Raw genomic sequence first — 5,722 nt, forward strand, 5'->3', positions numbered from 1 at the left:
ATCCCGGCCTCAGCCGGGGCCTTGGCATGGAAACCGAGCAGGGCTTGATGGAAGCGGTGGTCAGTGGCCAGACCTGGCAGTCCGTCGGCAAGATCGACAGGCAGACGAAGCTGGCGATCATCCCGGCGGTGCTGCGCGGTCATTTCTCGCATACCAGCGAACTTCTCTCCTCGGCCGGCATGCGACGCTTCATCGAGAACGCCAAGGAGACGTTCGAATACATCGTCGTCGATCTGCCGCCGCTCGGACCGGTGGTCGACGCCAAGGCCTTCGCGCCGTTGGTCGACGGTTTTGTACTGGTCACCGAGTGGGGGCGCACCCCACGCGCGATGGTCAGGTCGATGCTGGAATCCGAACCCTATGTCGCCAACAAGATCGTCGGCGCGGTGCTGAACAAGGTCGATTTGAAGAAACTGGCCAAATACGGATCGTTCGGCGGGTCGGAAAAATTCTTTGATAAATATTCGAGCTACTATCTGGAAAAGTCGGAAGTGCGCGGCAAGGCGCCGGTGTGACGTCGACCGTTGCGCGAGTGGACCCTCTCTGAAGTGTATCGATCTTCAGGTCAGCACACCTGAATATCGATGCGCGTCAGGAGAAGATCAGCCTGCCTTGCTTGTCGGCGATCCTGACGGCGGTCAGGCGTCCGCTCTGGAAGGCGGCTGTGTCGATGCCGAGCCGGCGCCCTTCGAGCTTCGGGACGTCCACCGGAGTATGCCCGTGCACCACCCAGCGGTCGAGCAGGTGCGTTGCCTCGAAGAAGTCCGAACGGATGTTGGCCAGGTCGTGGTCGGTTTGCGCCGCAAGGTCGACGCCGGGCCTGATGCCGGCGTGGACGAACACGAACTTCCGCGAACGGACCATGATCGGCAGCCCGCGCAGGAAGCTGACGTGATCGTCTGGAATGATCTCCCTTATGCGTCGGTCGATCTGCGCGCTGCTCCCGTAGAGGCTGGCGAGGCGCGCCGGATCGATGCCATAGGAAAACAGGGTTTGCAGGCCGCCCGTCGCCAGCCAGGGCTTGCGGGACAGATTTCCGTCGAGATAGTTCAGCATCGCCACTTCGTGGTTGCCGGCAAGACAAATGCGCTGAAACCCTTTCGGCGGCGGCGCCACGAGGTGATCCAGCACCCGGGCCGACTGAAGCCCCCGGTCGATGTAGTCGCCAAGCATGACGATGATCTTGCGGCTCTGGAAGCGCAGCGAATCGAGCAGGATCTTCTGCTCCAGGGCACGGAGTTCCTTGTAGCAGCCATGCACGTCACCGATCGCATAGACGACGGCGTCCTGCATGTCGATATCGAGGCGCGCACGCGCCGCGATCCGGGGTTTTCGCTGGAACAGGGTCACGTGCGGGGCGTCTCGAGGCAAGCTCTCATACGGAAGGCATAAGTGCCTGTTATCATGCCCGAAACGGAGAATTCCGCAATCGTGGAAAATGCAGCCCCGCCGGGTCGGGACCGCAAATGCATGTTGCTCAGAAATGAGCTCGGTTTTGGGAGAACGATCTGTGGAAACAAAGGCCTGAAGCGGGCCTGAATCCGCTCAGGCGCGACATGCTTTAGGTCGGCAGCCGGCCCGGTCTGCCGGATCGTCGTCAGGCTGCCTTGAGCCGATAGCGGAAAACGGTGTGGTCGAGCAGCAGCCGGATGCGTGGTTCGGCCTCGATCGCCACCAGCCAGCTTGCCGCGATCATCGTCGCGCCGACGACCGCCATCGAGAACAGATGTGGCAGACCGGCGCGAACCAGGATGCCGAGCAGGGCCGCGCCGACGACATCGTGCAGCAGGTAGAGCGGGTAGGTCATCAGCCCGATCCGGCGCCAGCCGCTCCAAGAGAGGTTGAGCCGCAGAGACCATGCCATCAGCGCGATGCCAATGAGGAAGATGAGGATCGGCGGCGCGAACGGCATATCCCGCCCGACCTTCAGGATATGAACGTCGACCGAACTGGCGATCTGCAGCACACCACCGGCCAGGAACAGGGCGCAGAAGGCAAGTCGGGCGCCTGTCACCGCCTTGAAGCGCATCAGCCACAGCATGACGCCGGTGGCGAAGAAAACGCCGTGATGCACCAGCAGCAGGTCGAGTGTGCGTGTTTCGGCAAGATCGGCCCAGCCGAGCGGGTAGTAGAGGCACCAGAACAACGTGCTGACCAAGCCGATGGCGACGGCCACAATCTCCATCAGATGGAAGCGGCCAAAGCTGAGCAGGATCCAGACGATGGCATAGAAGGCGATCTCGATGCCCAGCGTCCAGTAGACGCTGTCCACCCAAGGCGCGTACGGAACGAACAGGCCGGTGCGTAGGAGCCTGATGACGGCATCGGTCGGCCAACTGAGGCCGACAAGCAGCAGCACCACCGCGGTGACCGGGGCGCAGATCCAAACCGCCGGCGCCAGCCGTTTCACCCTTGCTTCGAAAAACTGCAGGGGTGTCGACCTTTCGGCGCTGAAGGCGATGACGAAACCGCTGATGACGAAGAAGATCTGGACGCCGACCCAGCCGGATTCGACCCAGGCGCCTATTGCCGGCTGCGGGGGAACGCCGCCCGTGGCGCGCGCCGAAACACCGTCCGGATACGCCCACACCCAGAAGCCATAGTGGTAGACCATGACCATGACGGCGGCGAGAAAGCGCAGGATGTCTACGCCACCAAATGTAATCTTCTGCTGAGCCATGCGACCTTTGTCGATGTCCCCCCGCGAACGACTTTAGGGTGCATTGCTGCGTCGCACAATAAAAGTATTGCTTGCCGATCGAAAAGGTCGTCCGCGGCCCACCCTTCAGTGGCTCAAAGTCCGATTCCGCGTTCCTTCAGGGCCTTGGTGATCTCGTCGAGGACGACCGGATCGTCGATCGTCGCCGGCATGGTCCATTCTTCCTTGTCGGCGATCTTCTGCATGGTGCCGCGCAGGATCTTGCCCGAACGCGTCTTGGGCAGGCGCTTGATCGTCACCACCGTCTTGAAGGCGGCGACCGGGCCAATGCGTTCGCGCACCAGACCGACCACCTCGTTCTCGATAGAGCCGATATCGCGGGTCACACCCGCATTCAACACCACGAAGCCCAGCGGAACCTGGCCTTTCATGGCGTCGGCAATGCCGATCACCGCGCATTCGGCGACATCGGGATGGGCCGAAAGCACCTCTTCCATGGCGCCGGTCGACAGCCGGTGGCCGGCGACGTTGATGATGTCATCGGTGCGAGCCATGACGTAGAGATAGCCGTCCTCGTCGACCATGCCGGCATCCGCCGTCTTGTAGAAGCCGGGGAACTCGTCGAGATAGGCCTGGCGGAACCGTTGATCGGCATTCCACAGCGTCGGCAGGCAGCCGGCCGGCAGCGGCAGTTTGATCACCACATTGCCCAGCGTGCCCCGCTGCACCTCATGGCCAGCATCGTCGAGCACGCGGATGTCGTAGCCGGGCATCGGCACGCCGGGCGAGCCGTATTTCACCGGCAGCAGGCCAAGGCCGGCGGGATTGATCGTCATCGGCGAGCCGGTCTCGGTCTGCCACCAATGGTCGACCACAGGCACATTCAGCTTCTGCTCCGCCCATTTGATGGTTTCCGGGTCGGCGCGCTCGCCGGCAAGAAACAGCGTGCGGAACTTCGAGAGGTCGTATTTCGCAATGAACTCGCCCTTCGGGTCCTGCCCCTTGATGGCGCGGAACGCGGTCGGTGCGGTGAAAAGGGCTACGACACCATGCTCCGCTATCACCCGCCAGTAGGTGCCGGCATCGGGCGTGCCCACAGGCTTGCCTTCGAACAGGATGCTTGTGCAGCCATGCAGCAGCGGTCCGTAGACGATGTAGGAATGGCCGACCACCCAGCCGACATCGGACGCCGCCCAGAACACCTCGCCCGGCTTGACGCCGAACTCGTTTTCCATCGTCCATTTCAGCGCGACCATATGGCCGCCATTGTCGCGCACGATGCCCTTGGGCTGGCCGGTCGTGCCCGATGTGTAGATGATGTAGAGCGGATCGGTGGCCAGCACCGGCACGCAATCGACATTGGCGCCCGCTGCCCGTTCGCGGGCGACGGCATCGGCGTAGTCGATGTCGAAATGCTCCTTCAGCTCGCAGCGCAATTGGTCGCGCTGCAGGATCAGGCAGGCGTCCGGCTTGTGGCGGGAAATCTCTATCGCCTTGTCGAGCAACGGCTTGTAGGCGACGACGCGGCCTGGCTCCAGGCCGCAGGATGCCGAAATGATCAGCTTCGGCCTGGCGTCGTCGATGCGGGTGGCAAGCTCATGCGAGGCAAAGCCGCCGAAGACCACCGAATGCACGGCGCCGATGCGGGCACAGGCCAGCATGGCGATGGCCGCCTCGGCCACCATCGGCATGTAGATGATGACGCGGTCACCCTTACGAATACCACGGTTCTTCAGCACCGAGGTGAGTGCAACCACCTCGCGCTTCAACTCGGCATAGGTGAACTTCCTGATCGTTCCTGTGATCGCGCTGTCATGGATCAGCGCGATCTGGTCGGCGCGCCCGCCCGCGACATGGCGGTCGATGGCGTTGTAGCAGGTGTTGCAGGTGGCGCCGGTGAACCAGCGGCCATAGACGCCAGCCGTGGCGTCGAACACCTTGTCCCAGGGCGAATACCAGTCGATGGCGCCGGCTGCGTCCGCCCAGAAGCGTTCCGGGTCGCGTTTCCAGCCTTCATAGACCTCGTGATAGCGTGAAGCCATCCATACCTCCCCAGGAATGATTTTCTTCCCTCCAGATAGCGCGCTCTACCCTTGGCCGCAAATGCACGCCATTGTACGGCCGATATCGACCTGGCGCTTGGGGGCAAGCAGCTATGAAATTGCGATTCCAGATTGGAGTGGGGATGTTTGCTGCTGTGCGGATCATCGGGCGCCTTGCGCTCCCATTGGTCATGGGTGTCGTGCTCGCGATCTCCGCTGGAACCGCTCAGGCTGGCGATGCCGCGGCACGGCACATCATCGGCTTTTCGCCGGATGGCGCTTATTTCGCCTTCGAGCAATATGAACGCTCGACGCCGGCGCCTCGGACTCTGGCTGGTCGCAGATAGACATCATCGATACCCGCACGGATCAGCTCGTTGGCGGTAAGCCGATCCTCGTCGTCGACGAGACGGAGGAGGCGACACTGACGCTGGAGCAGGCGAGGGCGCAGGCCGCCGCTCAGGCGGCGCCCATTCTCGCCCAATATGCCATCACATCCCCAGCCGAGCAGGCGGCTTCCGACAAGTTCACCTTTCCGGGCGAAATGGTTGCCTACAACGACATTTCTCACCTCGAGCAGGTGTCGCAGAAATGGCTGGCGCCGCTCCATGGCGAAACAGGCATTTCGACCATCCAGCTCGACGAAATCCTGGCGGCCAGCACGAGCGATTGTTCGGCGAGTTTCGATGTGACGCGGCAAGGCGACCAGCTACTTCAAGAGGAAAAGCCACTTCAGGGTGAGAAGGCGGGCAAGGCCCTCGGCTTCCGGCTGACGCTGCAAGGCCAGGATGGCAAGCCGTTCAAAATCCTGCACGAGGACAAGACCGTGCCGGGCTCAAGAAACTGCCCGACCTCCTACAGCCTGTCGGAATCCTACGAACTCACCCCGGCCGGCAAGCCGGCGGTGATCGTTGTGCTGGTGCAGCGTTTCAGCCAGGGTTTCGAGGGGCGCGATCGCCGCTTCCTCGCGGTGGCCGGGCAGCCACGCTGAGAGGTTACGCCCAGGCGCCGGCAGCCGCTG

General features: G+C 62.7%; 5 protein-coding genes and 1 pseudogene. 3 read left to right on the forward strand and 3 right to left on the reverse strand.

Features of this window, described 5'->3' with window-relative positions:
• Positions 1-515, forward strand: a pseudogene (locus EN939_RS18445) (chain-length determining protein); the annotation flags it as partial.
• Between the two features lie 76 nt (positions 516-591).
• On the opposite strand, the gene EN939_RS18450 reads toward EN939_RS18445, so the two are convergent.
• The 3 genes from EN939_RS18450 to EN939_RS18460 all read right to left on the reverse strand — a co-directional run bounded on the left by EN939_RS18450 (position 592) and on the right by EN939_RS18460 (position 4,701).
• Positions 592-1,350 (reverse strand): metallophosphoesterase family protein, encoded by a 759-nt coding sequence (locus EN939_RS18450; protein ID WP_127269154.1) that lies wholly within the window; start codon positions 1,348-1,350, stop codon positions 592-594.
• Positions 1,351-1,597: 247 nt separating this feature from the next.
• Positions 1,598-2,680: an acyltransferase family protein gene (locus EN939_RS18455; RefSeq protein WP_127269155.1), complete on the reverse strand. Its 1,083-nt coding sequence runs from the start codon at positions 2,678-2,680 to the stop codon at positions 1,598-1,600.
• A gap of 113 nt (positions 2,681-2,793) precedes the next feature.
• The gene (locus EN939_RS18460; RefSeq protein WP_127269156.1) at positions 2,794-4,701 is read right to left on the reverse strand and encodes a propionyl-CoA synthetase; all 1,908 of its coding nucleotides are present in this window, start codon (positions 4,699-4,701) and stop codon (positions 2,794-2,796) included.
• 143 nt (positions 4,702-4,844) lie between these two features.
• Here EN939_RS18460 and EN939_RS39140 point away from each other — a divergent pair, with 143 nt between their 5' ends.
• A complete protein-coding gene (locus EN939_RS39140) occupies positions 4,845-5,048 on the forward strand; it encodes a hypothetical protein (RefSeq protein ID WP_236383301.1) in 204 nt (67 codons plus the stop codon).
• Positions 5,049-5,053: 5 nt separating this feature from the next.
• Positions 5,054-5,692, forward strand: coding sequence for a DUF2259 domain-containing protein (locus EN939_RS18465; protein ID WP_236383307.1), 639 nt, complete (start codon positions 5,054-5,056; stop codon positions 5,690-5,692).
• The last annotated feature ends 30 nt before the right edge of the window (positions 5,693-5,722 follow it).

This window comes from Mesorhizobium sp. M7A.F.Ca.CA.002.05.1.1 (assembly GCF_003998335.1).
GTDB lineage: Bacteria > Pseudomonadota > Alphaproteobacteria > Rhizobiales > Rhizobiaceae > Mesorhizobium.

Excerpts from the sequence above, each read along its gene's own strand:
- EN939_RS18460 (WP_127269156.1), bottom strand. The coding sequence starts at position 4,701 with ATGGCTTCACGCTATCACGAGGTCTATGAAGGCTGGAAACGCGACCCG.
- EN939_RS39140 (WP_236383301.1), top strand. The coding sequence starts at position 4,845 with ATGTTTGCTGCTGTGCGGATCATCGGGCGCCTTGCGCTCCCATTGGTC.
- EN939_RS18455 (WP_127269155.1), bottom strand. The coding sequence starts at position 2,680 with ATGGCTCAGCAGAAGATTACATTTGGTGGCGTAGACATCCTGCGCTTT.